At 61.3% G+C, this 26647-nt stretch carries 24 protein-coding genes; 13 read left to right on the top strand and 11 right to left on the bottom strand.

Annotated features, from left to right (window positions below; translation table 11 throughout):
• Positions 1 to 23 precede the first annotated feature (23 nt).
• Together FQ755_RS34390 and ggt are read left to right on the top strand one after the other, a co-directional pair.
• Positions 24 to 1427, top strand: a complete 1404-nt coding sequence (locus FQ755_RS34390; protein ID WP_144162042.1) for an MFS transporter — start codon at positions 24 to 26, stop codon at positions 1425 to 1427.
• Between the two features lie 205 nt (positions 1428 to 1632).
• Positions 1633 to 3357 (top strand): gamma-glutamyltransferase, encoded by a 1725-nt coding sequence (gene ggt, locus FQ755_RS34385; RefSeq protein WP_144162039.1) that lies wholly within the window; start codon positions 1633 to 1635, stop codon positions 3355 to 3357.
• A 113-nt stretch (positions 3358 to 3470) separates the two neighbouring features.
• Here the strand turns inward: ggt and FQ755_RS34380 are convergent, their stop codons facing one another.
• Together FQ755_RS34380 and FQ755_RS34375 are read right to left on the bottom strand one after the other, a co-directional pair.
• The gene (locus FQ755_RS34380; RefSeq protein WP_144162036.1) at positions 3471 to 3755 is read right to left on the bottom strand and encodes a hypothetical protein; all 285 of its coding nucleotides are present in this window, start codon (positions 3753 to 3755) and stop codon (positions 3471 to 3473) included.
• 75 nt (positions 3756 to 3830) lie between these two features.
• A complete protein-coding gene (locus tag FQ755_RS34375; RefSeq protein ID WP_144162033.1) occupies positions 3831 to 4892 on the bottom strand; it encodes a S1C family serine protease in 1062 nt (353 codons plus the stop codon).
• 378 nt (positions 4893 to 5270) lie between these two features.
• Between FQ755_RS34375 and ppk2 the strand changes: the two genes are divergently transcribed.
• On the top strand, positions 5271 to 6197 hold the full coding sequence (ppk2, locus tag FQ755_RS34370) for a polyphosphate kinase 2 (RefSeq protein ID WP_144162030.1): 927 nt from the start codon (positions 5271 to 5273) through the stop codon (positions 6195 to 6197).
• Between the two features lie 131 nt (positions 6198 to 6328).
• Here the strand turns inward: ppk2 and FQ755_RS34365 are convergent, their stop codons facing one another.
• On the bottom strand, positions 6329 to 7915 hold the full coding sequence (locus FQ755_RS34365; protein ID WP_144162027.1) for an inorganic phosphate transporter: 1587 nt from the start codon (positions 7913 to 7915) through the stop codon (positions 6329 to 6331).
• Between the two features lie 337 nt (positions 7916 to 8252).
• Here FQ755_RS34365 and FQ755_RS34360 point away from each other — a divergent pair, with 337 nt between their 5' ends.
• Together FQ755_RS34360 and FQ755_RS34355 are read left to right on the top strand one after the other, a co-directional pair.
• Complete coding sequence (locus tag FQ755_RS34360; RefSeq protein WP_144162024.1) at positions 8253 to 9194, top strand: LysR substrate-binding domain-containing protein; 942 nt, start codon at positions 8253 to 8255, stop codon at positions 9192 to 9194.
• Between the two features lie 382 nt (positions 9195 to 9576).
• The gene (locus FQ755_RS34355; RefSeq protein ID WP_144162021.1) at positions 9577 to 11466 is read left to right on the top strand and encodes a GGDEF domain-containing protein; all 1890 of its coding nucleotides are present in this window, start codon (positions 9577 to 9579) and stop codon (positions 11464 to 11466) included.
• Between the two features lie 43 nt (positions 11467 to 11509).
• Here the strand turns inward: FQ755_RS34355 and FQ755_RS34350 are convergent, their stop codons facing one another.
• Complete coding sequence (locus FQ755_RS34350) at positions 11510 to 12799, bottom strand: Nramp family divalent metal transporter (protein WP_144162018.1); 1290 nt, start codon at positions 12797 to 12799, stop codon at positions 11510 to 11512.
• Between the two features lie 599 nt (positions 12800 to 13398).
• Here FQ755_RS34350 and FQ755_RS34345 point away from each other — a divergent pair.
• Entirely contained in the window at positions 13399 to 14070 is a 672-nt protein-coding gene (locus tag FQ755_RS34345; protein WP_144162015.1) for an H-NS histone family protein, read from the top strand.
• 128 nt (positions 14071 to 14198) lie between these two features.
• Here FQ755_RS34345 and FQ755_RS34340 read toward each other — a convergent pair whose 3' ends face one another.
• The 3 genes from FQ755_RS34340 to FQ755_RS34330 all read right to left on the bottom strand — a co-directional run bounded on the left by FQ755_RS34340 (position 14199) and on the right by FQ755_RS34330 (position 17674).
• Complete coding sequence (locus tag FQ755_RS34340) at positions 14199 to 14402, bottom strand: cold-shock protein (protein WP_074266324.1); 204 nt, start codon at positions 14400 to 14402, stop codon at positions 14199 to 14201.
• A gap of 111 nt (positions 14403 to 14513) precedes the next feature.
• A complete protein-coding gene (locus FQ755_RS34335) occupies positions 14514 to 15596 on the bottom strand; it encodes a VTT domain-containing protein (protein WP_260859013.1) in 1083 nt (360 codons plus the stop codon).
• Between the two features lie 62 nt (positions 15597 to 15658).
• The gene (locus FQ755_RS34330; protein WP_144162012.1) at positions 15659 to 17674 is read right to left on the bottom strand and encodes a bifunctional DedA family/phosphatase PAP2 family protein; all 2016 of its coding nucleotides are present in this window, start codon (positions 17672 to 17674) and stop codon (positions 15659 to 15661) included.
• Positions 17675 to 18096: 422 nt separating this feature from the next.
• Here FQ755_RS34330 and FQ755_RS34325 point away from each other — a divergent pair, with 422 nt between their 5' ends.
• Positions 18097 to 18399: a hypothetical protein gene (locus tag FQ755_RS34325; RefSeq protein WP_144162009.1), complete on the top strand. Its 303-nt coding sequence runs from the start codon at positions 18097 to 18099 to the stop codon at positions 18397 to 18399.
• Positions 18400 to 18514: 115 nt separating this feature from the next.
• On the opposite strand, the gene FQ755_RS34320 is transcribed toward FQ755_RS34325, so the two are convergent.
• Both FQ755_RS34320 and FQ755_RS34315 read right to left on the bottom strand, forming a co-directional pair.
• Entirely contained in the window at positions 18515 to 18784 is a 270-nt protein-coding gene (locus FQ755_RS34320; RefSeq protein ID WP_144162006.1) for a DUF4148 domain-containing protein, read from the bottom strand.
• Between the two features lie 42 nt (positions 18785 to 18826).
• Positions 18827 to 19099: a DUF4148 domain-containing protein gene (locus FQ755_RS34315; protein ID WP_144162003.1), complete on the bottom strand. Its 273-nt coding sequence runs from the start codon at positions 19097 to 19099 to the stop codon at positions 18827 to 18829.
• A gap of 349 nt (positions 19100 to 19448) precedes the next feature.
• Here FQ755_RS34315 and FQ755_RS34310 point away from each other — a divergent pair, with 349 nt between their 5' ends.
• On the top strand, positions 19449 to 20159 hold the full coding sequence (locus FQ755_RS34310; protein WP_144162000.1) for a lysophospholipid acyltransferase family protein: 711 nt from the start codon (positions 19449 to 19451) through the stop codon (positions 20157 to 20159).
• A 128-nt stretch (positions 20160 to 20287) separates the two neighbouring features.
• Here FQ755_RS34310 and FQ755_RS34305 read toward each other — a convergent pair whose 3' ends face one another.
• Positions 20288 to 20491 carry a cold-shock protein gene (locus FQ755_RS34305; RefSeq protein WP_074266313.1) on the bottom strand — a complete coding sequence of 68 codons (204 nt, stop codon included), beginning with the start codon at positions 20489 to 20491 and terminating at the stop codon, positions 20288 to 20290.
• A 218-nt stretch (positions 20492 to 20709) separates the two neighbouring features.
• Here FQ755_RS34305 and FQ755_RS34300 point away from each other — a divergent pair, with 218 nt between their 5' ends.
• The 3 genes from FQ755_RS34300 to FQ755_RS34290 all read left to right on the top strand — a co-directional run bounded on the left by FQ755_RS34300 (position 20710) and on the right by FQ755_RS34290 (position 24047).
• Positions 20710 to 20979, top strand: a complete 270-nt coding sequence (locus FQ755_RS34300) for a hypothetical protein (RefSeq protein ID WP_144161997.1) — start codon at positions 20710 to 20712, stop codon at positions 20977 to 20979.
• Between the two features lie 82 nt (positions 20980 to 21061).
• Entirely contained in the window at positions 21062 to 21322 is a 261-nt protein-coding gene (locus FQ755_RS34295) for a DUF6723 family protein (RefSeq protein ID WP_144161994.1), read from the top strand.
• Between the two features lie 406 nt (positions 21323 to 21728).
• The gene (locus FQ755_RS34290; RefSeq protein WP_260859012.1) at positions 21729 to 24047 is read left to right on the top strand and encodes a putative bifunctional diguanylate cyclase/phosphodiesterase; all 2319 of its coding nucleotides are present in this window, start codon (positions 21729 to 21731) and stop codon (positions 24045 to 24047) included.
• Positions 24048 to 24180: 133 nt separating this feature from the next.
• Here the strand turns inward: FQ755_RS34290 and FQ755_RS34285 are convergent, their stop codons facing one another.
• Positions 24181 to 24456 (bottom strand): hypothetical protein, encoded by a 276-nt coding sequence (locus FQ755_RS34285; RefSeq protein ID WP_144161991.1) that lies wholly within the window; start codon positions 24454 to 24456, stop codon positions 24181 to 24183.
• 269 nt (positions 24457 to 24725) lie between these two features.
• On the opposite strand from FQ755_RS34285, the gene FQ755_RS34280 reads away from it, so the two are divergent.
• Both FQ755_RS34280 and aldA read left to right on the top strand, forming a co-directional pair.
• The gene (locus FQ755_RS34280; RefSeq protein ID WP_260859011.1) at positions 24726 to 24968 is read left to right on the top strand and encodes a hypothetical protein; all 243 of its coding nucleotides are present in this window, start codon (positions 24726 to 24728) and stop codon (positions 24966 to 24968) included.
• 183 nt (positions 24969 to 25151) lie between these two features.
• A complete protein-coding gene (gene aldA, locus FQ755_RS34275; protein WP_144161984.1) occupies positions 25152 to 26576 on the top strand; it encodes an aldehyde dehydrogenase in 1425 nt (474 codons plus the stop codon).
• The last annotated feature ends 71 nt before the right edge of the window (positions 26577 to 26647 follow it).

Genomic DNA, 26647 nt, shown 5'->3' with positions numbered 1-26647 from the left:
CTTTGCCATCCGTCGTCCTGCCAATGCCTCTTGCTCTCGGTACATTCATCGTCCCGTTGATCGTCGCGTGTGCGATGTTCATGGAAAACGTGGACGGTACCGTCATCGTGACGTCGCTGCCCGTTCTGGCGCGCGATCTCGGTCAGAGTCCCATCACCCTCAAGCTGGCTATCACGAGTTATGTGATCGGTCTCGGCGTGTTCATTCCTATCTGCGGCTGGGTGGCCGACCGATTCGGCTCGCGCACGGTATTTCGCACGGCCATCGGCATTTTCATGGCCGGCTCGCTGATGTGCGCGGCGTCCACCTCGCTCGGCACGTTTGTGTTTGCCCGCTTCGTGCAAGGCCTTGGCGGCGCGCTGATGGTGCCGGTGGGACGCATCATCATTTTCCGCTCGTTGCCGAAGTCGCAATTTATTCGCGCGGTCAACTATCTCACGGTGCCGGCCTTGCTCGGGCCGGTGCTTGGGCCGCCGCTCGGCGGCTTCATCACGACCTACCTGCACTGGCGGCTGATTTTCTTCATCAACATCCCGATTGGCGTGCTCGGCATCTGGCTGGCCAACCGGCACATCGCGAACATGCATGAGGAGCATCCAGGGCGGCTCGATTGGGCCGGCTTCGTGCTGTCGGCCGGCGGGGCTTCGCTGTTTATGCTCGGCATGTCGCTGATCGGCGGGGAACTGGTGTCGAACAGGCTGTCGCTCGGCATGACGGTGCTCGGCGCGGCCTTGCTGGCGATTTATTGGCTGTATGCGAGCCGGGTCGAATTGCCCGTGCTCGATCTGCGGCTGCTGCGCATCCCGAGCTTTCACGCGAGCGTGCTGGGCGGTTCGCTATTTCGCATCGGTCTGGGCGCCGTGCCTTTCCTGCTGCCGCTGGCATTGCAGGAAGGGCTCGGCATGACGGCCTTCGTGTCGGGCTCGATCACCTGTGCGTCGGCCTTCGGCTCGATCTTCATGAAGACGGTGGCCTCGCGGGTGCTCGGGCGCTTCGGATTCCGCAAGGTGTTGATGGTCAATGCGTGCTTCGCGGGTCTGGCTATCGCCATCTACGGAATGTTTTTTCCCGGCATGCCGCATTGGGCGATCTGGTGCATCGTACTGTTCGGCGGCTTCTTTCCGTCTCTGCAATTTACGTCGTTAAACACGCTCGCTTATGCGGATATCCCCAGCCGCGATATTGGCCGCGCCACCAGCGTCGCCAGCGTGATCCAGCAGATTTCGCTGGGACTGGGCGTGACGATAGGCGGTCTCGTCCTGCAGATTTCGCATCATCTGCAGGGGCATTCGTCGATTGTATGGTCCGATTTCTGGCCCGCGTTTCTGGTGGTGGGGATGTTCTCACTGGGCTCGATTCCGGTGACCGCACGCTTGCCGCAGGGCAGCGGCGATGAAATCGCCAGGGGCGGCCGCGGGCGCGCTTAGGAAGCGATTTAGGCGGCGCTTATGAGGCGCTATGAGTCGCCCGCGAAGCACGTAGCCATTTCAGGCCGCGTGAATTCGCTGCGCGGGAGCAGATCCGCAGCCATTTAGGACTGCCGCCGGCCGCTTCGCAAAACACCGATTCGCATGCTATAAGCGAAAAGCAGTTGTTTTCTTCACCGCTAAGAATGGTCCTGGAGGAGAGTCAATGTCATTGCACAAACTAAAGTTGTCCGCAAGCGCGGTTGCTGTCGCAGCACTCGTGGCGGTGTCCAGCGGTTTCGTCGAAACCGCGCCCGCGTATGCGAAGACTGCCGCTCAACCCGCCGTCCTCAACGCCTCGGCCATTGCGGTGGCGGACAAGTTCAGTGCGGACGCTGCTGAGCAGATTTTCAGGGAAGGCGGCAACGCCGTGGATGCTGCCGTCGCGATTGCCTTCACGCTTGCCGTGACGTATCCGGAAGCCGGCAATATTGGCGGCGGCGGTTTCATGACGCTTTATGTGAACGGCAAACCTTACTTCCTCGACTATCGCGAGAAGGCGCCGCTGTCCGCGACACGCAATATGTATCTCGACGACAAAGGCGAGGTCGTCAAGGGCATGAGCCTGTTCGGTTATCGCGCAGTAGGCGTGCCGGGCACGGTTGAAGGCATGTGGGAAGCGCAACGCCGGTTCGGCAAGCTGAAGTGGAAGCAGGTGCTGGCACCGGCCATCAAGTACGCCACTGACGGCTTCGAAGTCAGCCAGCAATTGCAGGAGCGCCGCGATGCCTCCGCTAAAGATTTCGCGGGCAAGACCAACTTCGATACCTACTTCGGCAATCTGAAGCAGGGTGTCAACTTCAAGCAGCCCGATCTCGCGGCGGTCCTGACGCGGATTGCCAACGACGGCGCCAAAGACTTCTACGACGGCAAGACAGCCGACCTGATCGCGGCTTCGATGCGCGGACACGGTCTGATCACGAAGCAGGATCTGCACGACTATAAGGCCGTGTGGCGTCAGCCGGTGGAGGCGGACTGGAACGGCTATCACGTGATCACCGCGCCGCCGCCGAGCTCGGGCGGCATCGGCCTCGTGCAATTGCTGAAGATGAAAGCGGACATCGCGCCTGACTTCAAGGACGTCCCGCTCAATTCCGCGCAGTACGTGCATCTGATCGCGGAAATCGAAAAGCGTGTGTTCGCCGACCGCGCGCAGTACCTGGGCGATCCGGATTTCTACAAGGTGCCGATCGCGCAACTGATCGACGACGGCTACCTCGCCAAGCGCGCGGCGGACGTCAATCCGAACGCGCCGTCGGATACCAGGAGCGTGCAGCCGGGGCTCGGCACCTCGATGCCGGAGAAGGCCGAGACCACGCATTTCTCGGTGATCGACAAGTGGGGTAACGCGGTCTCGAACACGTACACCATCAACGGTTACTTCGGTTCGGGCGTGGTGGTGGACGGCACGGGCATCGTGCTCAACGATGAAATGGACGACTTCTCGGCCAAGCCGGGCGTGGCGAACATGTTCGGCGTGGTGGGCAGCGATGCAAACGCGATCGCGCCGAGCAAGCGGCCCCTTTCGTCGATGACGCCGACCATTCTGACGAAGGACGGCAAGGTGTCGCTGGTGATCGGCACGCCGGGCGGATCGCGCATCTTTACGTCGATCTTCCAGGTCATCAACAACGTCTACGATTTCAACATGCCGTTGCCCGACGCGGTGGCCGCGATGCGCTTCCACCATCAGTTGTTGCCGCCGAACACGATTTTCTGGGAGCCGTACAAGCCGATCGACGGCGAACTCGCGCAGCAGATCGAGGCGAAGGGTTATACGTTGAAGGGCCAGGATTTCAGCGGCGACATCCAGGCAATCAAGGTGGATGGCGATACACCCGAGCCCGTAGCCGATCCGCGCGGCCGCGGTGTGACGCGAGTGGTTCAGTGAGGGCTTGAAGAAGTCGTAGCGGTGCGGGCGCTGTGATGTGCGTGACGCCTGCACCGTAATATTTCGCGGCAGGCGAGTCGGCAAGCAAATTGGCAAGCGCGCCGCGCTCGCGCTTACAACTCCGTAAACCGCCCGAAGAAGCGCGCCCACGCCTCCTTGTCGGCCTCGGAGACCCCCGGGTTGGATGTCACGCCGAACGCCTCCTCACGAGCCTTGATGCAGGCGTCGATAAACTGCTGCAAGGCGTCGTAATCGGCAAACACCAGTTCGCGCCGCGAAGCGGCGATCTCCACCCGTGCGGGCGCTCTGGCGATACGCGGCACGCCCGCCTCATCCTGGCCGGCGGGGTCGCGCGTGACTCGCACCTGATAGTTGCCTGGCAATTCGGTCTCTCCCATGGTTACCGCAATCCGAGGGTCGGTTCCCTCAGTATAGAAAATCGCCGTGACACTGCTGGGTTTCTGCGGTTTTTTTCAACCGGCCTGTTCAACCGGCGTCAGTGTCAATTCGACCCGTTGCGCGCCGCGCAGCACGGCCACTATGACCGGACGATCGATCCGCGACGCATCGAGCACGCGCTGCAGGCTGTCGACGCCATCGACGGCCAAGGCATCGATGGCGACGATCGTGTCGTCCGTGCGCAGTCCGCCGAGCGCGGCCGGGCTGCCCTTGACGATCTCCATCACGCGCACGCCGGTCTGCGAGCTCAGGCCGAAATAGCGCTGCACGCGCCGTGACAGCGGCGTGGTGGTGCCCGCCACGCCGATATACGCGCGCCTTACCCGCCCATGCGCGAAGATCTGCATGATGACCCATTTGGCGGTATCGATAGCCGTGGCAAAGCAGATGGCCTGGGCGCCGGGGATGATCGCGGTGTTCACGCCAATCACCTGGCCCGCGGAATTGATCAGCGGACCGCCCGAATTGCCCGGATTCAGGGCCGCGTCGGTCTGGATCACGTCGTAGATCATGCGCCCCGAGTTCGAGCGCAACGAGCGGCCGAGCGCGGACACCACGCCGGTGGTGACGGTCTGCTGCAGACCGAGCGGGTTGCCGACCGCAATCGCAATCTGACCGACGCGCACTCGTCCCGATTCGCCGAGTTCGACGTGCGGCAGCGGTTCGGCCGAGCCGATCCGCAGCACGGCGAGATCGCTGCCGGGGTCGTCGCCGACCAGATCGGCGTCGAACTGACTGCCGTCGGCGAGGGTCACGCGAATCTGCGTGGCGCCGTGTACGACGTGGCTGTTGGTCAACAGGTAGCCATCCGGCGTGAACAGGAAGCCCGAACCGGTGCCGCCGCGCGTGCCACGGCCTTGGGGATTGGCGTGCGTGCGGTGCTCGACGGCAATGAACACGACTGCCTGCTGCACCCGCTCCAGCGCGCCGATCACGGTGCGCGAGTAGGCGTCGAGCAGGACGTCGTCGTCCAGCGCGGACGGGGTGACGGCCGCGGCGGCGCCGGCCGGCGTATCGGACTCGGGCTCGGACGCGGCGCGCGACAGGTCATCGATAAAACGGGGACGGCTTCCCATGACGAAGCTCCGGACAGAATGGGAGCCTAATTGCGGGACTAAGGAGGCAATTTCAAGATGGAGTGACGGGCAGCCTTGACGATCCGTTCGAGCCGGGCGCACCCGACGCCAGATTCTGCGAGGCAATCTCCCGGACGGATTCGCGAAGCCGCCGCGTCGCCGCGTCGCCGCGTCGTCATCTCAGGCGAATTTCCCGGCGCGTAAATCCCGCTATGATGGCTTGTGAGACCGGGCTGTCATGTGCGTTCTGGTCCGGCGGACGCGAGCCGTATCCATGGCGCCCCGGTAACAACAGTGACACCTCGACCGTCGATAATCGGGCGGTCGCCGCTGCGTCCGGCGTGTGTGCTTACCATTCCCGTTTCCAGGAGAGTCGCGATGAAAGAGCAGGATCCAAGAGCCGATATGGCCACGATGGTCGAACGGCAACGCCGTTTTGAAGAGGATCTCATCGACGCATACGACGAAGAGCTCGAAATGGAAGTGGACGACCGCATCAGCGACGGCGACGCGTCCTTCTCGGCCGAACATCGCGAGGCCCGCAAGCGCTACTTCCGCGAGCTGTTCCGTCTGCAGGGCGAGTTGGTCAAGCTGCAGGACTGGATCGTCGCCACCGGCCACCGTCTCGTGGTGATCTTCGAAGGCCGCGATGCGGCGGGCAAGGGCGGCGCGATCAAACGCATCACGCAGCGTCTGAATCCGCGCGTGTGCCGGGTAGCGGCATTGCCGGCGCCTAACAACCGCGAACGCACGCAGTGGTACTTCCAGCGCTATGTGTCGCATTTGCCGGCCGGCGGCGAAATGGTGCTGTTCGACCGTAGCTGGTACAACCGCGCCGGTGTCGAGCGCGTGATGAACTTCTGCACGGACAACGAGTACGAGGAGTTTTTCCGCTCGGTGCCGGAGTTCGAAAAGATGCTGGCGCGCAGCGGCGTACAGATTCTGAAGTACTGGTTTTCGATTACGGATGAAGAGCAGGAAATCCGCTTCCAGACGCGTATCCACGACCCGCTCAAGCAGTGGAAGCTGAGCCCAATGGACCTCGAGAGCCGCCGTCGTTGGGAGGCCTACACGCACGCGAAGGAAGTGATGCTGCAGCGCTCGCATATTCCCGAGGCGCCGTGGTGGGTGGTGCAGGCCGTCGACAAGAAGCGCGCGCGGCTGAACTGCATTCACCATCTGCTGAGCCAGGTGCCGTATCACGAGGTCGAGCATCCGGTGATTACGCTGCCCGAGCGCGTCTACAACAACGAGTACATCCGTCAGCCGGTGCCGGCGAGCATGATCGTGCCGGAGATTTATTGAAGGATCCGGGCGATTGCGGGATCTGAGGCAATGAAAAAGCGCGGCTCGCGGGCCGCGCTTTTTTATGGGCCGCGCCTGCTGGCGGCTGAGGCGGCGACTGCTTGCCGCCTGACAGACGGCAGGCAGCGCCCTTAAAACACGTGCAGGAACAGCCAATACAGGCCCGCTGCCAGCGCAATCGAAACCGGCAGCGTCAGCACCCAGGCCATCAGCAGGCTGCGCACCGTGCTCCACTGCAAGCCGGAACCGTTGGCGGCCATCGTACCCGCCACGCCGGACGACAACACGTGCGTCGTCGATACCGGCAGGCCGTAGGCGTCGGCCGCGCCGATCGTCAGCATCGCCACCAGTTCCGCCGAGGCGCCCTGCCCATAGGTCAGATGTTGCTTGCCGATTTTCTCGCCGACCGTCACGACAATGCGCTTCCAGCCGACCATCGTCCCCAGCCCCAATGCGATGGCCACCGCGACCTTGACCCACGTCGGGATGAATTTGGTGGCGTGATCGACCTGCGACTTGAAGTTGTCGATCGACTTGCCGTCTTGCGGGCTGAAGGCCGGTTGCCTGGACTTGTCGATCAGACGGATCGCCTCGGAGGCGACATACATGTTGTTGCGCACGTTATCGACGATGTCTTGCGGCACGCTCGCCAGCGAGCCCGACGCGCCGACCTGCTTGCCGATCTGATCGGTCAGTTGCTGGAGCGCGGGCAGCGTCTCGGGCGACAGCTGACGGGTCCGCACATAAGCCTCGACATCGGCACGCGGATGCGCCGACGGCGGTGCGCCATTGGTGTACCTGCCGAACGTCGCCGATGCCTGCTCCGCGACCGCAACGAAGGTCTGGGTTTCGCCGGGTGTCACCGCCTTGTTCAACGCATAGGCCGTGGGCACGGTGCCGATCAGGATCAGCATGATGAGGCCCATACCCTTCTGGCCGTCATTTGAACCGTGTGCGAACGAAACGCCCGTGCAGGTCAGGATCAGCAGGCAGCGGATCCAGAACGGCGGCGGCTCGCTGCCCTTCGGTTCGGCATATAGCGCCGGCACACGAACCACTGCTTTCAGCACGAGCAGCAGCAAGCCCGAAAGCAGGAAGCCGACGATCGGCGAGAACACCAGCGATTTGCCGACGCCCAGCGCCTGATTCCAGTCCACGCCGCTGGTGCCGCTCGCGCCGTGCACCAGTTGATTCATCAAGCCCACGCCGATGATCGAACCCACCAGCGTGTGCGAACTCGACGACGGCAAGCCGAAGTACCACGTGCCGAGATTCCAGATGATGGCCGCGATCAGCAGGGCGAACACCATTGCGAAGCCGGCGCTGTTGCCGACCTGCAGAATCAGTTCGACCGGCAGAAGTTGCAGCACGCCGAACGCCACCGCGCCGCTCGAAGTCAGCACGCCGAGGAAGTTCCACGTGCCGGACCACATCACCGCGAGATTGGGCGAGAGGGAGTGCGTGTAGATCACCGTTGCGACGGCATTCGCGGTGTCGTGAAAGCCATTGACGAACTCGAAGCCGAGCGCGATCAGCAACGCGACCCCAAGCAACAGATAAGGCAGAAAACTGAGGGATTGTACGGACTGCAGATCACTCACCAGATGCACGGCACAGTACACCGCACCGAGAGCGATTACAGCGAGAAAGATCATCAGACCAATGCCGCGGCTTCGGGCATTGGTGGTGGTCGTCTGCGGGTACGAAAGTTCCGGCATGGCGTGGTCCCAAAGGTAGTCGCGTCAACGTTTCATGCTGGTTCATCAATGTGTCGACTTCGTGACGAATATGTGTCTTTCGGACCCTTTGTATGTGCATTGTAGGCTTGCGCCTTATCTGGCGGGCCTGTGTCATTTGGATGACGCATACGGGCCGTGACTACTATTTCAATTGCGGCAATGGTGGCGATGCGCTCCGGCGTTGAAATTTCGCGCGCATTCGTGTGAATAAATCAAACGCCGTCGCGGAAGATCAACCAGAAGGCCTTTGACGACGAACGCGTAAAATGTCCGTCCGGTTTGCCGCATCCGATCAGAGACGCCCTTGAAACGAAAAATGCCCGCGCTCAACGCGCTTAAAGCCTTTGAAGTAGCTGGCCGCACCGGCAGCTTCACCCGCGCCGCCGAGCTGCTCAACGTCACGCAAAGTGCGGTTAGCCGGCAGGTGCGTCAGCTGGAAGAACAACTCGGCGAGGCTTTGCTGCAACGCCGTCATCACCATCTCGAACTCTCGGCGGCCGGCCGCCTGCTGCTGCAAGCCTTGCAGCAGTCGTTCGACAAGATCGAACTGACCGTGCGCAGCATTCAGGAAAAGACCCATCTGAACCGCCTGCGCATCAACGCGCCGCCCACTTTCACCAGCCGCTGGCTGATGCCGCGTCTCACACGTCTGCGTGACGCGCATCCGGAACTCGAACTGAGCCTGTCGACGCGCGTCGAGGACAAGCTTGCCGAATCGGGCGTGCTCGATTGCGCGATCCGCTTTGGCGATGGCGAGTGGGAAGGTTTCGACAACCGTTTGCTGATGAGCGAACGGCACGTGGCCGTCTGCTCGCCGGCGTTGCTCGCGCGTCATTCGGGACAGCAGGATATCGACCTGAATCAGTTCACCCTGCTGCATGTTCTCGCAAGCGACGATCAGCGCTACCTCACGTGGCAGCACTGGCTGAAAGCGGCCGGGATCGTCGGTGTGGATACCAGCGGCGGCTACGAATTCGATCTGCTCGATCTGGCGATTCGCGCCGCCGTCGACGGTCTCGGCATCACGATTGCCGACCGTCATATGATCGCCCGCGAACTGGCAACCGGTGAACTCGTGCAGGTGCTGAACGTGCATGTCGACGGCCATCAGTCGTACTGGCTGGTGACGCGCCCGGAGCAGGGCGATCTGCCGCAACTCGCCCTGTTTCGCGACTGGCTGCAACATGAAGTGTGGTCGACCGAACGCAATCTCGAGCCTTCGGCGTCGTCACCGGAACGGCTGATCAGCGGACACTGAGATGCCAACAGGAAACCTGAAGCGCTGCCGCATTTCATGGAGCGCGCTCTACCCGCAATGCATAAGGTCACCTAACGAGTGACCTGAACGGCACGCTGCAACCGGCAAGCCTTGCACCGTGGCATCTCACTCACGATCCAAACATGCACCGTCGTTCAGGTCGCCGCAAGCGATCGATCCGAATAAAACCTCTTGTTTTATGCGGTGTTCTGCACGTTTTGCGAAGAACATCGCTTCCCTGATTCGTCCCAGTATCGATACACTCAGCCCACGAGGACGAAGCATCAAGTCGTCTTGAAGAACGAGGTATTGGCCGTGCGGCGAGGAAGGCTTTTCCGTGCCGCGCGAGCCGACGCCGAGAAGAAGAACTGAGAGCGAGCGTATGGGGAAGCCGTCCGAAGGACCAGTCGGAGAGTCGCAAGCATTTCCGGGTGCGGCGCGTTTGCCGCGCAATCTATCGACCCGCACAAGTGTGCTACTGGCATTCGTGGTGACGATGCTCGCCTGCATGTTGAGCGGCGCACTCAAGAACATGGCGGGCGAAATCGCGGCCATCTGGCTGGCAAATGCGGTGCTGCTCGGCCAGATGATGGTCGCGGCGCCGAGGCAACGCTACTGGGTGCTGGCGGGTGGCATTGCCGGCAACGTGGTGGCCAATCTGTTTGGCGAAACGCTGGCGGTGTCGCTCTCCTACTCGCTGGCCGACACGCTTGAAGTGCTGGTCGCATTCAGCTTTGCGCCGCGTGTGAGCACCGTTTCGGAACTGCTGCGTCCCAAGGCGCTGGTAAGATTTTTGTCCGGCAGCGTGGCCGTCGCACCGGTTTTATCTGGACTCGTTGCTACTGCTTTGCTGCGTGGCCAATTGATCGGCCATCTGTTGCCCGATCTTGCCAACTGGATCGTCTCGGATGCGCTGAGTCTCGTGATCTTCACGCCCGCCGCGATCGTGATCTGGAATGGCGAAGCCGCGGATCTTTTGCGCGCGGACCGGCGCTTGAAAAACGTCGGTCTGCTGCTGCTGGTATGCGCGGTCTCAACCGGTGTCTTTGCACAAAGCCAATTTCCACTGCTTTATTGGGCACTGTTGCCAATCGTGCTGCTGGCGTTTCAGGCGGACCTGGCAGGTGTCATGATGGGACTGCTGTTATGCCTCGCCATTGCGGTGGTGTGCACCATGCGCGGCGTCGGACCGTTGTGGATGTTTCCGTATCCGAATATGGAAGCGCGTATTTTCTCGCTACAGCTTTTTTTGCTGGCTGCCTTGAGCATTGCGTTGCCGATCAGTGCGACCCAGGTGTCGCGTGGACTGCTTGTCGGACTTCTGCGCGAGGGTGAGCGGCGTTACCGGATTCTCGCGGAGAATGCGACGGACATCGTCATGAGCATGACGCTTGAGGGCACGCTGACCTATGTTTCGCCGCGTGCTCAAACCGTCATGCGACGCAATCCGGATGATGTGATCGGCGCGTATCTGCCCGATCTGGTGATTGCCGACGATCGCGATGCATTGGCCGCCGCCATCGAAAACGTCGCGATCGGCGCGAGCGAAGTCTCCCAGGTCAATCGCTACCGGCGGCCGGACGGTCAGATCCTGTGGCTCGAAACTTACCTTCGCCCCGTGATCGATCCGTTTTCGGGGCAGCCGGAAGCGCTTACCGCGACGACGCGCGACATCACGGCGCGCAAAACGGCTGAGCAGCGTCTGGCCGACGAGCGCCTGGAACTGCAGGGCCTGGCGTTTCGCGATGGCCTGACGGGACTCTACAACCGGCGTTATTTCGACCTCGAACTGGAAAACCAGTGGACGCAACTCGCACAAAGCGGGGGTTCCGCCGTGACGGCAGTCGTGATGATCGATATCGACGCATACAAAAGCTATAACGATCACTACGGTCATCAACGGGGCGACGACTGCCTGCGCACGATTGCACAGACCATCGCGCTATCGGCGCGGCGTCCGACGGATATCGTGGCGCGCTATGGCGGCGAGGAATTTGCCTTGATCCTCAGGGAGACCGACAGCGCCGGCGCGCTCGTGGTGGCGGAGCGCATACGCCAGGCGGTTGAAGGACTGCAGGTGCCGCACCACGCCAGCGATATGGGCGTGGTGACGGTGAGCCTTGGCGTCGCCGCCCGGCAGCCGCGTCCGGATTTTGACGCAGCCAGTCTGGTGGCGGCTGCAGATCGCGCGCTTTATGAAGCCAAACGGCGCGGCCGCAATCAAACTTTTGTCGCTGAAGACGCTGCGGCGGATCCGGACTCTCACACATGACGCGTCAGGCATGGCGTTAGGCGTGGCGGTTAGGCGTGGCGTTTTACGCCGGCCAGAACATGCCCAAGGCCGCGAGCGCCATGATGGCGGTCGCGATCCAACCCACCCAGCGCAATGCGCCTGTTACGACGAAATCGCCCATGATTTCACGGCGTGTCGACATGAGCATTACCAGCACCATGATCGGCACGGCTGCGAGACCATTGACGACGGCGGCCCAATATAAGGCGTCGATGGGATCGAAATGCGCAAAGGTAAGCGTGACGCCGCCGAAAATCGCCACCGCGATCACCACGTAAAACTGCTTGGTGACGTTGACCTGCAAGGCCACGCGATTGCGCCAGTCCATCGCGCCGGCGGCCGCATAAGCAGCAGACCCGGCCAGCACCGGAAGAGCCAGAAAGCCGGTGCCGATCACGGCGAGACTGAACAGCAGAAAAGCGAATGGACCCGCGACGGGCTTAAGCGCGCTCGCGGCGTCGGCGAATGTGGCGAGGCCCGTATGATGCACATGCAAAGTCGCCGCAGTCGCAAGAATGATGAAGAACGCTACCCCGTTCGACATCGCCATGCCGGCCCACGTGTCAATGTTAATGCGGCGCAATTGTCCGCCTGCCTGTTGCGGTTCGCGCAATAAAGGCGCTTGCGACGGCTCCGAGCGAATCTCATCGACCTCTTGCGACGCGTGCCAGAAGAACAAATAAGGGCTGATGGTAGTCCCCAGCACGGCGACCACGGTGATCAGAAAGTGGCCGGCGAACGGTATGGGCGGCTTGACGAGACCGAGGCCGACGGCTTTCCAGTGCATCGGCACGACAAATGGAATTGCCACATAGGCGAGCAGGGCGAGCGGCAACCATTTGAAGTAGCGCGCGTAACGCTCATACGGAACGAAGACCTGCAGCAACAGCGAAACGGTGCCTAGCAGCACGATGTAAATCTGCACCGGACCGCCAATCACAAGTTGCACGGCCGCACCCATGGCGGCCAGGTCCGCGGCAATGTTGATCGTGTTGGCGATCAGCAGGATCATGACGGCGGCGTAAAGAACCTGCGAAGGGTAATGGCGCCGCAGATTGGCAGTTAGCCCACTGCCGGTCACTCTCCCCATGCGCGAGCTGATCGATTGAATTGCCACCATCAACGGATAGGTGAGTACGACGGTCCATAACAGACCAAAACCAAATTGCGCGCCCGCTTGCGAGTAGGTTGCGATACCGCTCGGGTCGTCGGCGGCCGCGCCTTTGACGAGACCCGGTCCTAGCCGCCTTGCCCAGGAGCGTCCCGCTACGTCTTCAACGATGAGTTCAGGCTCGAACGGTTCGGTTGGCACGGTCGTTCCTTGTGGTTTGCGTCTGCGTTCGCGCGCCACGGCGGGCGTCGGACGCAGTTATGTTGTACTTGTCCCGCACTCGTCAGCATTATTTGTGCCACGGGTCGGTCGCGGGACTGGATGGAGCCGCTTTTTGGAAGCCATAGCGTGTGAAGCCGGTACCTCGACGAGGGCTTTGGCGCGACTCCATCGGGAGAAGTTGGCGGCCTCAATTGCCTTTGCGGACACAAGCCGTCACATAGTCAGTTGTATTAATGAAACAGTAATCAGCCCCATGAGCGCGAGTCATCAAGGACGTCCGCAGGATGATCTTCAAACATTTAGCGACGACCTTTTGCGGGCCGTTCGCATGCGATAGCGTTTTTGCGCAAGGCCGTCACATAAGCACTACAAGCGCGCTTTAGTGTTTGATTCAATTGACGTTTGATAGATCGAGGCACGCATGACGATTCAATTCAAGGTCACCTTAAGCGCATCTAAAGATCCCGCTTAAGCGCATTGAAGCGCCTTGTGTCTTACTTCGTTACACGCGAAACCATAGCGCTTTGTGATGGGCTCATGGCATAGTTCGAGCATTGTCCACACATAAGGAGGCATTAATGGCCACGCTCGAACAAATTCAGGCGCGTATGAAGAAACTCCAGGCGCAAGCAGAAACCTTGCTTGCCAAACGTGCTCAGGCAGCCGTCGATCAGATCCGCGAACTGATGATCAAACATGGACTGACCACCGCCGATATCGAGGCACGCGCAAAGGCAAGACGCGATGCGAAGTTTGGTGGGCGTCGTCTTTCAAACGGCTCGGCCAAACTTGCGACCGGCGCTAAAGGCAAGATGCCGCCCAAGTACCGCGATCCTAAAACGGGTGCAACGTGGAGCGGTCATGCGCGCCCGCCTGCATGGATCAAAGACGTTAAAGACCGCACGCGTTTTCTGATTGATGGCGCTGCGGCAGTTGCGCTGAACGGCAGCGGCGTTAGCAAGAAAACGACGGCAAGCGGTAAGGCTGCGGCAAAGAAAGCAACTGGCAGGAAAGCCGCGGCGAAGAAAGTCGTTGCTAAAAAGACGGCGACGAAGACCGCTGCAAGTCGAAAGATTGCGACAAAGAAAACCGCCGCGAAGAAGGTTGCGGCAAAGAAAGTCACTGCAAAGAAAGTCACTGCAAAGAAAGCAGCCGCCAGCAAGACTGCTGCGAGCAAGGCCCCGACGGCCAAGCGCGCTTACGTTCGAAAAGCCGTTGCCAAAACGGCAGCGCCGGGCGCCGCCGCGTAACGGATCGGCCCAAGGCTCGGGCCAAGAGGCCCGGGCCGCATGAATTGGCCGAATGAATCGGCCGCCAGAAACGACATTGGCCCGCCAAGGCGGGCCAATGTGTTTGCGGGAACCTGAGTTCCGGCGTTTTACAGCGGCGTAATGTTGGCCGCTTGCTTACCCTTCGGGCCTTGCTTCACTTCGAAGCTGACCTTCTGGTTTTCTTGCAGCGATTTGAAGCCACTTCCCTGGACTTCAGAAAAATGCGCGAACAGGTCTTCACCGCCGCCGTCCGGCGTAATGAAACCAAAGCCCTTTGCATCGTTAAACCACTTCACTGTACCTGTTGCCATTTTCCTGATTTTTCCAAAAAAGACGTGTTGTGTTAGTGCCGCTTTGCCAAGACCGGCAAGACGCGGCACTTCTTTGTACCACAGGAAAATGACAAATTACAACCAGGGTCGCTACCGTTTCTCGCCGGATGCACCATGTCTGGGCGCGACCCCGCGCAATGTGACCGCTTCGGTCTCGGCGCGCAGGCTTTTGACGCGCGCTGCGAGGGCGGCGGCCCTTGCGGGTGACGGGAACGGGTCAAAGGCATAGCCGCGGCGCGCCCACGCGTCGAGTCCGCCTTTTAGCGCGCGAATCCGCGTAAACCCTTTGCGGCGCATCTGCTGCGTGATTCGCATGGCCGTAGCTTCGTCGTGACAGACGCAATACACCACTCGATTGCGCTGCGGCAGCGCTTCCTCGATATCCGCTTGCGAGGTGGCATCAAGCCGCTGCGCGCCGGGAATCCGATGCGTCGCGTCCTGCAGCGCGGACTCGGGACGTGCGTCCAGAATGATGGGCGGCGATTCGGTGCGCAGCGTTGCTTCGAGCTGTTCCCGGGTAATCTGGACCCGCTTCAGCCAGCGCCTGAAACGCCAACGCTGGATACAGCGATAGAGGAAATAAAGCAGCGAAACGGCGAGCACGAGGTCGATCACCGTTGCGCCATGCGCGCGCACGGTCTGGATGAACTGGCTAAGCTGCTTTTCAAAAACGGCGCCGCCGAGCAGCCAGAAAGTGGCCCACACTAATGCGCCTAACAGGTCCCAGGCGAGGAAGATGCGCGGGTCGACCCGTGTCGTGCCCATCAAAGGTGGGGTGGCGAGACCGAGTCCAGGAACGAATTTCGACACCGAGACGATCGGCGCTCCGAAGCGCTCGAACATCGAACGGGCGCTGCGCACATGTCCGGCCGCGGACATCGAGAGCCGCGAGAGCGCGTTGATCAACCGCTGGCCGTACAGGCGTCCCGCAGTAAACCAGATGCCGTCGCCGATCAAGGCGCCGAGCACGGCCGCGGGCAACACGTACCAGAACGACAGCGTTCCGCTGGCAATCGCGGAGCCGGCGAACAGGAGGACCGGTACAGCGGGTATGGGTACGCCCAGGCGGGTAAGAAGGACGTTGAGAAAAACGACCCCGCCACCCCAGGTCGAAATTTCCGATTGCGGAAACTCTATCAATTGCAGTACTCCTGAGGTCACGAACGTGGGCATTGCCTGCGTGCGTGAAGCGCGGCGAGTGCGATCCGAAGATCGCGACAGACCTTAGCATGAAATCATTTAACGTTCGAATCGACCAGCGTGACCCGCACGCCTTCGCATCCGGCGCTACTCGATACTTCGAGTTCGCGCCAACCACTCGCTTCGCCTTGCACGGAAATAAGCGGATCGATCTGCCGGTCCGGACGCAGCACATTGAACGGCCACGACGGACGCCGCATGTGCTCGTGCACGAGCGAGCCTAGCCAGATTGGCGCTGCAGGCATGTCGCTTTTGCGTTGCACGGCGTAGTCCGTGGACCAGAAACGCAGCACGTCGCGTTCGTCGCGCGCCTCGCGGCCGCGCGTGAACACCAAGGCGGAGGGTTCGCCGTTGTTGAGCTTGGGCAGAACCGGCAGGGCGGTGGCGTCGGGGTCGGGCGCCACGAGCGAAAGCAACGCCCTCGCTGAAAATTGCGTGCCTTCGATCCAGCCGCGACGGCTCAACTGCGCTTCGATCTGCTCACGGCTGGCTGCCCATTGCACCGTGATCGGCTCGCGCCGGTCGCCCGACATGTCGGAGCGGTAGCACGCGAAGGTCTTCCAGAGTGTATCGGTCCATTGTGCTTCGCTGACCACGACCACGGGACGGCGCGCGACGTTGGACGATTCGCTGGTCGAGCGGCTCAGCACCACTTGCGGCGCGGCGCTCGCGCAGATCACAAGCAGCATCACGGCAGGCATGAACTCGCGCGACGAAGGCGTGGCCGGGTTGCGCCAGACAGCCGTCAACGAGACGACGGCGACCCAGATCGCCGCGAAGGCCGCGCCGCCCACTGCATCGGAGAACGAAAAACGTCCGAAGTAGAGGCCCGCGAAGGCGACGGCTACGACAATCACGGTGCTAAGCGTAGTCGTTAGGATTCCCTGGATTTTGCCGACGCGGCGCGCCAGCAGAAATGCGAGGAAGCCGTAAACGATCGCGCTGGCCGCCACGTGATTGCTCGGGAACGCGTAGACGTCGAAACCGCCATAGCCCGGCGGCGCACGCCGCACGGCCAGTTGAATCGCGAAGATCAGCAATTGCGAAAAAGCCACTGCGGCCAGCCAGTATGCGATCGCGAGCCAGCGCCGCTCATACGTCATCCAGATGATGACGGTCACGACGACGGCGCCGAGCGTCGGGACACTGCCCAAGGTGCTGAGGCCCGATATCAGGGAGTCGGCCCAGGTGGAGTGGATCGACTGCAGGAAGCGGTAGACGGACAGATCCACCTGAACCAGCGGGTCGCCATTGGCGACGCCCTTCAACAAGCCGAAGAAGAGGCCCGCGAACAGCAGCACCAGCACGGAGATGACGGCAACGATCCCCATTGCCGGCCGCTCGGGGTTCAACACTTGCAGGAGGAAAGCGGCCCTTCGTCCATGGTGACAGCGCGCCCAGGCTATGAGCTCGAGACGCGACGCGTTGGTCCACGCCTGGGCGCGCGAGACGACCAGTTCCATCGCGCGGAAACTGAGCCAGCCGATGGCCGCCAGAATCGCGATGACCGCGACGAGACGAAACGAAACCGCGCCGGCCAGTTGCAGCGATGCGCCGAACACGACCCCAGGCAGGATATGCGCAGGCGCCCACAACAGCGCGGACAGCACATTCATCGCATAGAAACGAACCGGACTCATGCCCAGCATGCCGGCGATGACCGGTACGATCGCCCGCAATGGCGCAATGAAACGGGCAAACACGACGCTACGCGCGCCGTGCGAGGCGAAATACTGGTGGCCGGCTTGCAGAATCTGCGGATGCGTGCAGAAGGGCCATAGCTGCACGAGCTTGTCGCGGTGACGGCGACCGAGCCAGTAGCTGAGACCGTCGCCGGCGACGGCGCCTGCCAGGGCGCAGGCAAACAGCCAACCGAGGTTCAGCGCGCCCGTTCCTACCAAGGCGCCGGCAAGAAACATCGCCGTGCTGCCCGGCACGAAAGTGCCGATGACAGCGACCGATTCCAGGAATGCGGCAAGAAATACGACCGCCAGCGTCCATTGTGCGTGGCCGCCGAGTAGGTGCAACAGGTGAAGATACGCGTGCTCCATCTACCTCTCCGGCAGTCTGACGCGATGAGCGAACCAATTTGATCGGGGAACGCGCCATGTCGAAATATAACCTCAGCACGCATTGTGCCGTGTTCGCGCGTATGAACCCTGGTGCGCCGTCCGGTGGCATTTCTGTCCCCACGCGGCGGGGCGTGTCCGCTGGCGTTGCCGGCGTCGCTGGGTCGTTGACGTCCTGCGAACTTGATCTATAACGGAGTGGCGGCGTGGCCCATCTGTGCAGTCAGATTCGCCGCAGCCGGGTCGGAAGGGGCTTTTGCTGCGCCGCGGGGATGGCGGCTGGCGGCGAAGGCCGGAGATTGGAGTCGTTACTTAGGTAGCAAGGCAGGTAGGAGCCTGCATTCAGATGATGGACTGCCGGGCAACGGACTCAGTAATGGGTGGCCGATGCAAGGGGTATCGAGATGAAATCACTTTTCGTATTGCCGTTGACCAGTGCGGGGCTGTTGCTGGCGGCCGGCATGGCAAACGGGCAGGACAGGGGCACGGATATGCAACCACGCGGCCGTGCCTTCCTCGAACAGAGCGCGAATCAATCCGCGCAGGATGCGACGGATATGTCATACAGCGAAACCGGACCGGCCGGTACGCTGACCGCGCGTTCCATCACGAACGCTTCGTATGGCGGCACGTCGGGTTCCGGTAGCGAGGCGGGCAGTCCGCAATGCCCGGCCGGCCCGCAATGCAATATTTTTCGTGGCCGGTGACAGCGGCGATAGGGCATCTTGCCCTATCGCCGCGGCTCTTCTGGATAAATTGGCAGGAATGCTAAATTAAATCGCGTGCACCTGGTTAGCGGTGTGCGCACTGCTGGCCAATCCATCAATGATGCGCGTACACAGTGCGGTCCAGATACGACAGTTGTCCATCCTCCTTCGCCGTGACGAGTCTCTGATACACCTGCGCACGTGTTCTGCCCGCCACCGGCTGGCCATAGGGGGCGACCCATTGCCCGCCTTGGTCGGTCATCGCGGCGGTGGTGAAGCTGGAATTCGATCCCTGATGCGGGTCGTTCGATCCCGTGTCGGTCTGCGCAAATGCAGTGCTGCTTGCCGCGAGGCCGATGAGCGCTGCCAGCATGATGGTTTTCATGGTGGATTCCTCAATGTCAGATGGAGATGAAGCCGGAGTGCATTACGGATGCGCGTAGAGCGTGCTGTTCAGGTAAGCGAGCTGGCCGTCCTTTTCTGCCTGCACGAGTTCGCCATAGACTTCGGCGCGGGTTTTCGGCGCGATGGCCTGGCCGTTAGGCGGAACCCATGTGCCGTTTTGTGGCGTCACGTTCGACATGGTCACGGTGTCCGTGGAATTGTCGGCCGTAGTGGATGCATTGGCCGGATTGCTTTGAGCGAATGCCGTGCCGGTGGCGAGAATGCTCAGCAGGGCTGCGATTTTCAGTGCTTTCATGATTGCTCCTTCAGGCGATAGGGATGGGGCCGGGCTGTCGCGCCTTACGCGATGTGCGTCTCGGTAAGGAACAGAATAGAGAGGTGGGCCTATCGCAACGTGAGCATCAAAGTGAAGAGATTTTTAATCGGCTAAGGGCGTTTCCGGACGCGTGCGAGGCGGGAATTATTTCCGGCGAGACGCAGCGAAAAATTTATTTGTGTCAGACTAGATTGGTGTCGCATCGTCATGTCGCATGACGCGGGTCGTCCAGCAGCGACATCTCCGCACGAATATCGCGCCTCGCGTGCAACTACGACGCATGGCGCCGCGAAATCTCCCGGTCCCACTTTTTTTCACTCGGCTTTTCATGCGCACCAAGTTCTTCAAATGCTTTTTCATCTTCGGCCTGCTCGGCAGCGGCATGCTCTATTCCGCGTTGATTTTGCTGCTGTTTCCTTTCGTTGGACGAGCCGGACGCTATTGGCTCGCGGCGCAATGGTGCCGTGCAATGGTTGCATGGATGCGCTTGTCACCGGGCGTCACCTGTTCGGTGGAGGGACTCGAGCATCTGCCGCAGGGGCCGTCCATCATCCTGTGCCGGCATGAATCCACGTGGGAGACGCTGGCGTTTCTCGCGCTATTTCCGCGGCGCATCAGTTTCGTGTTCAAGGAAGATCTATTGCGCATTCCGTTCTTCGGCTGGGTGCTGCGTGGCCTGGATATGGTCAGCCTGAATCGCGGCTCACCGCGCCAGGCGCATCAGGCCGTGACGAAGGAATGTGCCGAACGGCTCGCCAAGGGCGACGTGGTGGTGATCTTTCCCGAAGGCACGCGCGTGCCGCACAACGCGCCGCTGCGGCTGACCTCGGGCGGGATTCGCCTTGCATGCGCGACCGGCGCGCCGGTGGTGCCGGTGGTGCACAACGCAGGAAAAGTCTGGCCGGCGAAGGGCTGGCCGGTGGACAAGGGGCACATCCGGGTGGTGGTCGGCCCGGAGTTTTCATCGCGTGAGACCTCGCAGCAGGACCTGAGCCACGCCGTGCATGACTGGATGAAGACAGCTTTGCTGGAGTTGTGAGCGGGTTTTTCGGGGCGAACGGCGCAGCGGCCGAACGCTGCCCGATTCGCCTCAAACCCCCGCTACAAAAGCAAATGGCCCGCCGAGGCGGGCCATTTGCAGCAGGGAGGAACGTGAGTTCCGGCCTGTTACAGCGGCGTGATGTTTGCCGCTTGCTTACCCTTCGGGCCCTGCTTCACTTCGAAGCTGACCTTCTGGTTTTCCTGCAGCGATTTGAAGCCGCTTCCCTGGACTTCCGAGAAATGTGCGAACAGATCTTCGCCGCCGCCGTCAGGCGTAATGAAACCAAAACCCTTTGCATCATTGAACCACTTCACAATACCGGTTGCCATTTTTTAATCCATTCAATTTAAATGTCGCGTTCGCGTTTGCCGCGTCTTCGCCCCGCGACCGAACGCGAAGAATGACTTTGTACCACGCTGATATCAAACCTGCCAATCATCAAGTTTCACAGGTGTGTTCTAAACGACAAAATGGTAGGCAAATTGCTGTTGGGTAAACGTAATGTTCCGGTAGGGTAAACTGCGTGTCACACTCTCCCAGGAAATTCATGAAACACTACTTGCAGGAAGAGTTGACATCGTTCTGGGGCCGTTTGACCCCTTATCTCGCGCTGTTGGAGTCTGCACAAAGCGACGCTCTGGAGCCCATTGGGCGGGTCACCGTGAACACGGATGAACGGCAGGCGTTCGCGCTGCATACCACTGACGTAAAGCTGCTCGGCGATACTTCGGACATCCCGACCGGACAAAGCGCCACCTACACGCGCGTGAAGGCCGATGGCGCCGCTTGGGGCCCGTGGCAAAGGGAAGCGTACTGACCGGCGGCCTGGCTGCTTTCCCGGGGCTGCCGACGCAGTGCGCGTTCGGCGCCCCGTATCTCCCTCGAACCCGTTTTAGCGTATGAGCAAGTCTGCATTCATCCCCAGCGTTCCGGCCCGCTCGGAGAGCGATTTCGAAGTCTCGGCGTCCTCGCGACTGGCTGGCTACCGGCGCTTTTTCGGCGTTCTGAACGTGGTGCGCAAGACGGACGGCCGGTTATTGTTTCCGTTCGACGGCGCGCCCGAGCTGGGACCGTATCCGACCAAAGTCGAGGCGCTCGCGGCCGCGCAGGTTTACGGCGAACACATCGTCGCTGCCGACCTGGCCAATCCGGAGCTATAGCAGCTCGTTGTAAGCTGCGTGTCGCATCGACCCGGCCGTTGCGCGCGGCGCACAATGGTTTACCCTTCCTTCTCGCCGGACCCAGGGATATCCCTACGTCCCGTATACGCCGGCCCCGTGAATGCATTTGAAGCCTCAGGCCCGCGGTTGCTTAAGACCCACGCGAGTTCCCAGAGTATTCTGTTCTCCTACGCGATCTGACGCGATCCAAAGGAGGCGGACCGCTCGCGCCTCAATTTCCGCACCCGCTTGCCGTTAACGGAATCACGTGGTGTGATTCAGCACCGCCTCTCACGACATACGGCACAAGACTCGTAACCGACCAGGCTTTCAATTGAATTCGTCGTGCGCCCATAGTTCGACTACCCCGCGCGGTGCGCACAAGTCCGCTGCCAGCAGCGACAACTTGGCGCCGCAGAACCAGCTCTTCCTGTCGTATTTCTTCACGTGGTACCGGCGTCACCGGCGTGTCGACGTCCGCTGTGCCTGCGTGGCGATATGCGCCGGATTCGGTGCACTCTCCCTGTGCCTGCTGATACCTCGATGGCTGCAACTCGCGAGCGGCGCGCCGCAAGGCAAGGTCATAGGCATTGCGTGCGCGGCAGGGGCGGTGCTTACTGCCTTGATTTATCGCACGCTCGCCAACGAGCGCGCCAAACAGGCCGCGGCGACGGAATTAGCTAGCGCGTTGCTGGACGCGAATCGCGAATGCATGAAGCTGATCGATCTCGACGGCAACATGCTGCGCATTTCCGAGTACGGCGCCGGTCTGATGGATGCCGAATCGCCCGCGCAACTCGCCGGCGCACCATGGCTTTCGTTCTGGCGCGGCGAGGATGGCGCGGCCGCCAGGACGGCTTTTGCCGGTGCGCTAGCCGGGCGCCGGACGGCGTTTAGTGGATTTGCTCCTACGGCCACTGGCAGGCCGAAGCGATGGGATACCCGGCTGACCCCGATCAAGGACGAGAAAGGCCGCGTGATCGCAGTCACCGGCGCCTCGCTCGATGTGACCAGCCATTCGGATCTGCTGGCGCAACTGCAAGCGAAGAACGAGCTCATGTCCGAGATGGAAGCTCATGTGCCGCTGGTGTTTTACTCCTACGGCGCAGACTTCAAATCGTTTCACCACGTTAGCGCCGGCTGTTTCAAGGTGTTCGGACTCGAACCCGCTCAATTGCTGCAGCATCCGTCCGCATGGATGGAGATGGTGCTCGAAGAGGACCTTCCGCTCGTGCGCGGCGAGATGGACCGGATTGTCAGTCACTCGGTGGACGGGCGCGTCGAATATCGCATCAGGAAAGCCGATGGCTCGATCCGCTGGCTGCGCAGCACCGGTTATCCGGTGCAGGATGAAGCCGGTACGGTACTGCGTATCATCGGCATCACGGAAGACATCACCGCCGAGCAGGAGCGCATCGCCACCCTCGACCGGGCGGCGTTCACCGATTCCTTGACCGGACTCGCGAACCGCGCGGCGCTGTTTCGCGAGATCGAAGCACGCTGTGCCGCGCACACGCCGTTCGGTTTGATGTTTGTCGACCTCGACCGCTTCAAGGTGCTGAACGATACGCTCGGACATGTCGCGGCAGACCGTCTGCTCAAGGGCATTGGCGACGTGATCAAGGACGCCTTGCCGCCCGATGCCTATATCGCGCGGCTCGGCGGCGACGAGTTTGCTGTCCTGATCGGCAGTATGGCGGAGAAAACCGGTCTGGAAGCGGTGGCGGATGCCTTGCTGGTCGATCTCTCACGCAGCGGCCGCGACGACGGCGCGGGCACGTTCGTCACGGCATCGATCGGCATTTCGCTTTATCCCGAACACGGTGCGAACCATGAAGCGCTTTTGACGAGCGCGGACGTCGCCATGTATGCCGCGAAAAAGGCTGGGCGCAATTGCTTCATGTTCGCGGGTAAGGAGGCGGCGGAAACCATCGGCGATTTCGAGCTGGAACGCGACGTGCCCGAGGCGCTGGCCTCGGACCAGTTCCTGCTGCATTACCAGACCATTCACGAACCGCGCACGTTGACCGTCCACAGTGCCGAGGCCCTGATCCGATGGCAGCATCCGCGCCGCGGTCTGATTCCGCCTGGCGTATTCGTGCCGATTCTCGAAGAGACGGGTTTTATCGCCGATGTCGGCGCATGGGTGCTGAATAGCGCGCTCAGTCAACTGGCGCAGTGGCGGGGCCTTGGGGCGGCCAATCTGGGGATGTCGGTGAATGTCTCGGCTCGCCAGCTTCGCGGCGATGGCATCGTCTGGGAAGTCGAGCGTGCGCTGCTGAAATTCGGCGTTCCGCCGGCGCAGCTTGAAATCGAATTGACCGAAACGGCTTTGATGGAAAACCCGTATCACGCGCAAAAGATTATTGCCGCGCTGAAGGCTTTGGGCGTGCGCATTGCCATCGACGACTTCGGCACCGGCTATTCGACGCTCAAGTATCTGGCCGATTTCGCCCCCGACACACTCAAGATCGACCGCTCGTTCACGTCAAAACTGGTCAGCGATCCGGCAACCCAGACCATCGTGGAAGGCATCGTGGACCTGTCGCGCAAGCTGGGCATCAAGGTCGTGGCGGAAGGCGTCGAGGAACAGCAGCAACTCGACATTCTGCGCGACGTTCAATGCGACTTCGTACAAGGCTTTTTCCTGTGCCGTCCGCAACCGCCGGCGGAGCTTGAACGCATGCTGCACGTTGGTGCTGACAACCAGACGATCGGCGCTTGATCAGGCTTGCAAGCGGCTGAAAGCAGGCGGGAGCCGTCGCTGGCAGAAGATGCCGGCGACGACGGCTACGCGGGATGACGCAATCATAAAGCGCGCTCGTATTCTTAGTCATACTGATGAATTGCGCGGCGCCTTATTGCGGATCCATCTTGGCTTGCGTCGTCGGCGCATTGGAGGTGTCGCTGGACGAGGGCATGGTCGCGTTGCTGTGATCCGTCGTCATGCCGGCGGGCTTGGTGACCCACGGGCTGTCGATCGGGTCGCCACCGTAGGTCATTCCAGCCGTCGCCGCACCATGCGCATTACCTGCGCCGCCATTGCCGTTGCCGCCGGCAAACGCCGCACTCGCCACGCTTAACGAAACTGCAGCCACGCCCGTCATTATGAAGGTCAGAATTGCCTTGTTCATTTCGATCTCCCGGTAAGCGATGCAGGAGTTGCGTCGCATTGCTTCATATACGGGTTGATGACCGCGCTGGATGCAGTGCCATTAGCGCGAAGCAGCTAAACGGTGTCCTCGTTTGCTCATTACGTCATCGCCGTAACCTCGCGTTACCAATCTCTCATGCGCGTTTCACCTGTAATTGAGCGCCGTCCCTAGACTGCCGTCACTACCTGCATCACCCGTCGCAGACCGGCAATCCGAGCTTCAATTTGCGGGAGATATCAATGCAGCGAATGCATCACCCCCTTGTGACCGCCCAACTGGACGGCACGGAACTACGTGCCGATTATTGTGGGCAAACCGGCCGGCTGCGGATCCTGCACGGCGCCTCGGTCATGCGCGAATGGTTTCCGCCTAATTCGTGGATCGCGGTTGTCTCGGTGGCTGGCGCCCGCAACTGGGGCACGCAGCCCGATGCCGCCGAATTGCAGATCCTGCTTGAAAGTCAGGCGTCCTTGCTGCGAATCGGCCGCTAGGCCCCGTACCGAACCTGTTCCCCGTCCTCCATGACTAAACATGAGTTTTTTGCATGTTTGGTTCTCAAAATAGTCGCTTGCTGCCCCTTGCGGTGCGGAGAAGAATCCTGCCCATGCTCCGGTGGCATGGAATCCATAGCCGTCGGCAATGCGTTTTTCGCACTACGCCACCAGGTAAGGACCATGCGACTCGATCGGAATTTTGTTAACGGCCAATTCGTCGAACCCTCCACCGACGAACGCATCCCCGTCTACAACCCCGCCACCGAGGCCCTGATTGCCCACGTCGCGGGTGCATCGAAGGAAGACGCGGTGGCCGCGGTCAATGCCGCCGCAGCCGCGCAGAAAGGCTGGCGCAAACTGCCGTCCGCCGAACGCGCGGTCTATATGCACAGGCTGGCTGACGCGTTGAGCGAATGCGCGCCGGCGATCGGCGCGGCGCTCGCGCTGGAGTCGGGCAAGAGCGTGTCGGACGCCACCAACGAAGCCATCTACGCCGGCCAGATCACGCGTTATCACGCGGAATGGGCGCGCCGTATCGAAGGCGAAGTGATTCCAAGCGACAGCCCCGACGAAAATCTGGTGCTGCACCGCGAACCGATCGGCGTCGTGGCGTGCCTGATTCCGTTCAACTTTCCAGTCTACACGCTCATGCGCAAGATTGCGCCCGCGCTGATTTCCGGTAACACGGTGGTGGTGCGGCCGAGCAATAACACTCCCACTTCCGCGTTCGAAATCGCAAGGGCGGTCGAGCAAGCCGGTTTGCCGGCAGGCGTGGTGAACATTCTGACGATGAGCCACGCCGTCGCGGAAACGGTCTGCACGCATCCGGCGGTCGGCATGATTACGTTGACGGGTAGCGTCGGCGCCGGCCGCAAGGTGCTCGAATACTGCAAGGCGAACATCGCCAAGCCGTCGCTCGAACTGGGCGGTAAAACGCCCGCGATCATCGAGCCGGATGCCGACCTCGAGAAAGCCGCCCGTGATCTGGTCGCTTCGAAGACCACGCATTGCGGCCAGTTGTGCACGGCGATCGAACGCGTCTACGTGCATGAAAGCGTGCATGACCGCTTCCTTGCGCTGCTCAAGCAGCACATGAGCGCAGCAAAATCCGGCGACCGCGCAGAGCACCCCGATCGGATGGGACCGCTTGTGAACGACGCGTCACGCCGCTCGATTCACGCCATGGTCGAACGTGCGGTAGCGGCGGGCGCGCGGATCGAGACGGGCGGCGCGTTGCCGGACGGCAAGGGTTTCTTCTATCCGGCGACCTTGCTGTCGAACTGCCGTCAGGACATGGAGATCATCCAGGAAGAAACCTTCGGGCCGATCATGCCGGTCGTCAAATACAGCACGCTCGACGAAGCGCTTGGCATGGCTAACGATCACCAGTTCGGTCTTTCCTCGGTGCTTTATACCGAGAACTATCGCACTGCCATGAAGGTGGCCAACAACATCGAAGCCGGCGAACTGTATGTGAATCGCACGCCTGCCGATCCATATCAGGGCTTCCATGCCGGCTGGAAACGTTCGGGTCTGGGCGGCGACGACGGCAAGCACGGCATGCTCGAATTCACCCAAACCCGCCTCGTAGTCATGAAGTACTGATCCCGAAGCACCGAGCCGGCTTGCATTCAGACCCGGCGCGTCGCTGACTGCGGCGCGCCATTTCTCAACCT

Origin of the sequence: Paraburkholderia sp. BCC1885, assembly GCF_900996235.1 — a bacterium.
Taxonomy (GTDB): Bacteria; Pseudomonadota; Gammaproteobacteria; order Burkholderiales; family Burkholderiaceae; genus Paraburkholderia.
This window is presented reverse-complemented; position numbering and strand designations above follow the sequence as displayed.

What these genes read in the sequence shown, in the direction of transcription:
- ggt (WP_144162039.1), top strand. Translation starts at nt 1,633, where the DNA reads ATGTCATTGCACAAACTAAAGTTGTCCGCAAGCGCGGTTGCTGTCGCA.
- FQ755_RS34325 (WP_144162009.1), top strand. Translation starts at nt 18,097, where the DNA reads ATGAAATCACTTTTCGTATTGCCGTTGACCAGTGCGGGGCTGTTGCTG.
- aldA (WP_144161984.1), top strand. Translation starts at nt 25,152, where the DNA reads ATGCGACTCGATCGGAATTTTGTTAACGGCCAATTCGTCGAACCCTCC.
- FQ755_RS34315 (WP_144162003.1), bottom strand. Translation starts at nt 19,099, where the DNA reads ATGAAAGCACTGAAAATCGCAGCCCTGCTGAGCATTCTCGCCACCGGC.
- FQ755_RS34330 (WP_144162012.1), bottom strand. Translation starts at nt 17,674, where the DNA reads ATGGAGCACGCGTATCTTCACCTGTTGCACCTACTCGGCGGCCACGCA.
- FQ755_RS34365 (WP_144162027.1), bottom strand. Translation starts at nt 7,915, where the DNA reads ATGCCGGAACTTTCGTACCCGCAGACGACCACCACCAATGCCCGAAGC.
- FQ755_RS34360 (WP_144162024.1), top strand. Translation starts at nt 8,253, where the DNA reads ATGCCCGCGCTCAACGCGCTTAAAGCCTTTGAAGTAGCTGGCCGCACC.
- FQ755_RS34340 (WP_074266324.1), bottom strand. Translation starts at nt 14,402, where the DNA reads ATGGCAACAGGTACAGTGAAGTGGTTTAACGATGCAAAGGGCTTTGGT.
- FQ755_RS34380 (WP_144162036.1), bottom strand. Translation starts at nt 3,755, where the DNA reads ATGGGAGAGACCGAATTGCCAGGCAACTATCAGGTGCGAGTCACGCGC.
- FQ755_RS34375 (WP_144162033.1), bottom strand. Translation starts at nt 4,892, where the DNA reads ATGGGAAGCCGTCCCCGTTTTATCGATGACCTGTCGCGCGCCGCGTCC.
- FQ755_RS34310 (WP_144162000.1), top strand. Translation starts at nt 19,449, where the DNA reads ATGCGCACCAAGTTCTTCAAATGCTTTTTCATCTTCGGCCTGCTCGGC.
- FQ755_RS34335 (WP_260859013.1), bottom strand. Translation starts at nt 15,596, where the DNA reads ATGCCCACGTTCGTGACCTCAGGAGTACTGCAATTGATAGAGTTTCCG.
- FQ755_RS34390 (WP_144162042.1), top strand. Translation starts at nt 24, where the DNA reads ATGCCTCTTGCTCTCGGTACATTCATCGTCCCGTTGATCGTCGCGTGT.
- FQ755_RS34355 (WP_144162021.1), top strand. Translation starts at nt 9,577, where the DNA reads ATGGGGAAGCCGTCCGAAGGACCAGTCGGAGAGTCGCAAGCATTTCCG.
- FQ755_RS34285 (WP_144161991.1), bottom strand. Translation starts at nt 24,456, where the DNA reads ATGAACAAGGCAATTCTGACCTTCATAATGACGGGCGTGGCTGCAGTT.
- FQ755_RS34305 (WP_074266313.1), bottom strand. Translation starts at nt 20,491, where the DNA reads ATGGCAACCGGTATTGTGAAGTGGTTCAATGATGCAAAGGGTTTTGGT.
- FQ755_RS34300 (WP_144161997.1), top strand. Translation starts at nt 20,710, where the DNA reads ATGAAACACTACTTGCAGGAAGAGTTGACATCGTTCTGGGGCCGTTTG.
- FQ755_RS34280 (WP_260859011.1), top strand. Translation starts at nt 24,726, where the DNA reads ATGCATCACCCCCTTGTGACCGCCCAACTGGACGGCACGGAACTACGT.
- ppk2 (WP_144162030.1), top strand. Translation starts at nt 5,271, where the DNA reads ATGAAAGAGCAGGATCCAAGAGCCGATATGGCCACGATGGTCGAACGG.
- FQ755_RS34345 (WP_144162015.1), top strand. Translation starts at nt 13,399, where the DNA reads ATGGCCACGCTCGAACAAATTCAGGCGCGTATGAAGAAACTCCAGGCG.
- FQ755_RS34295 (WP_144161994.1), top strand. Translation starts at nt 21,062, where the DNA reads ATGAGCAAGTCTGCATTCATCCCCAGCGTTCCGGCCCGCTCGGAGAGC.
- FQ755_RS34320 (WP_144162006.1), bottom strand. Translation starts at nt 18,784, where the DNA reads ATGAAAACCATCATGCTGGCAGCGCTCATCGGCCTCGCGGCAAGCAGC.